This is a genomic window from Aliterella sp. E5.1 (assembly GCF_057473825.1).
Map to the genome: position 1 here is coordinate 1 of NZ_JBYCCV010000374.1, position 1,369 is coordinate 1,369.

General features: G+C 45.7%; 2 protein-coding genes. Both read right to left on the reverse strand.

The window, feature by feature from the left end:
• Positions 1 to 1,025 (reverse strand): hypothetical protein (locus AC2VE5_RS27405; RefSeq protein WP_486890686.1); only part of this gene is annotated, 1,025 nt, incomplete at its 3' end.
• A 38-nt stretch (positions 1,026 to 1,063) separates the two neighbouring features.
• Positions 1,064 to 1,369: hypothetical protein (locus AC2VE5_RS27410; protein WP_486890687.1), on the reverse strand; the 306-nt coding region annotated here is incomplete at its 5' end.

The window sequence follows — 1,369 nt, forward strand, 5'->3', positions numbered from 1 at the left end:
TCTGCCTCGGCAACTCCTTCACGCCAAGCAGCTTGTGCGACTGCTGTTGCTGTCTGAAATGGACCAGCAACGTTAACCTTTTCGCTGTAATGTTTCCACAATTCGCTTGCCCTAAAGACAGGTGGTTCTTTAGGAATTTGATTATTGTCAGTTGACGTAGGTTGGCTTTGGTGTTTAGCAACTACTGCATTGGCGTACTTTGCTACATCTACAACTCCTGAAGCAACTCCTTGGGCTGCCTTAAAAACAGCGTTGTTAACTGCGTGGTGTCTGTCTGCACCTTTGTCGTATGCTGTTTGTACTTGGTTGTAGGCTACAGATATCTCTTGACGCGCAGTCTGCAAAGCAGTTTTATAAGACTCTAGCAGGTTCTTGTCTTGCTCCATGCGTTTAGAGAGATGCTCTCCTGTTTGCTGAAGGGTTTTACCTACCTTATTGCGAACGTCCTCCAGCCAATTACCCAACTTGTTACCGACTTTCAGGATAGGCGCAGAGCCGATGACGTTAGTGCGTTGTTCTAGCAAGTGGATGTGCTGCTGCTGTTTGGCAACTAAGGCTTCAAGTTGATCCACTCGTCCTTTTAGCAGATCTATGTCACCCGTTGGTTTTGCTGCTTCTAATTGGGACGATTGAGTAACTTCTTGCTTTTGGGCAATAGAGCGCTGCTCGGCAAGTTTGTAAGTATCTTGGGCAACGTTCCCCTTCTGGTTGTAAAAAGCGACATCGCCATCCACTGACAGCTTAACTGTTCCATTGGAGGCTTGCGGATTTTCTACTGCCTGCAAAACTTTCAAGATAGTTTCAGTTGGGATGTCCCTGGACAGAGGATCTTGACCCGGAACGCCTCTGTAAATGATGGATCTGCCAGCTTGCACAGTAATGGTGGCATTTTCTTTTCCTTGCGCTTTAGCTTGCCAGTGCAAGTTACTCAGCAATGCCTCAAAACGTTGGCGCTCTGGCTCTTTGGCTGAATTATCAGAACTAGAATGATTTGGGGATTTAGCGTTTGGACTCGACTCTGGCACTTTTCAACCTCCTGTATGCGATCGCAAAATAGTAAACGCTAAAGCTCAAGCTCAGGTATATTGATATTGGTTTCTGGCGATATATCAGGCAGGACAATCCCTTCTGAGCGATTGAGCAGCACTAAAGAACCAAGGCGAATGTAAGCAACCTCGTGGTCTACATCCATAAAGAAAGTAGAGGAATTGGGTTTGTAAAAATCGAAGTCAAAGGTTAGCCCTTGTTCATGCTGATAGATAATCCCTGGACCATCTGCTGACTCATCAAAATAGATTTCAATCAGTTTGGGTTGATGTCCTTGAGGGAAAGGAGGAGCATGATAATAGTCAGCAAGCAGTGAAATTGT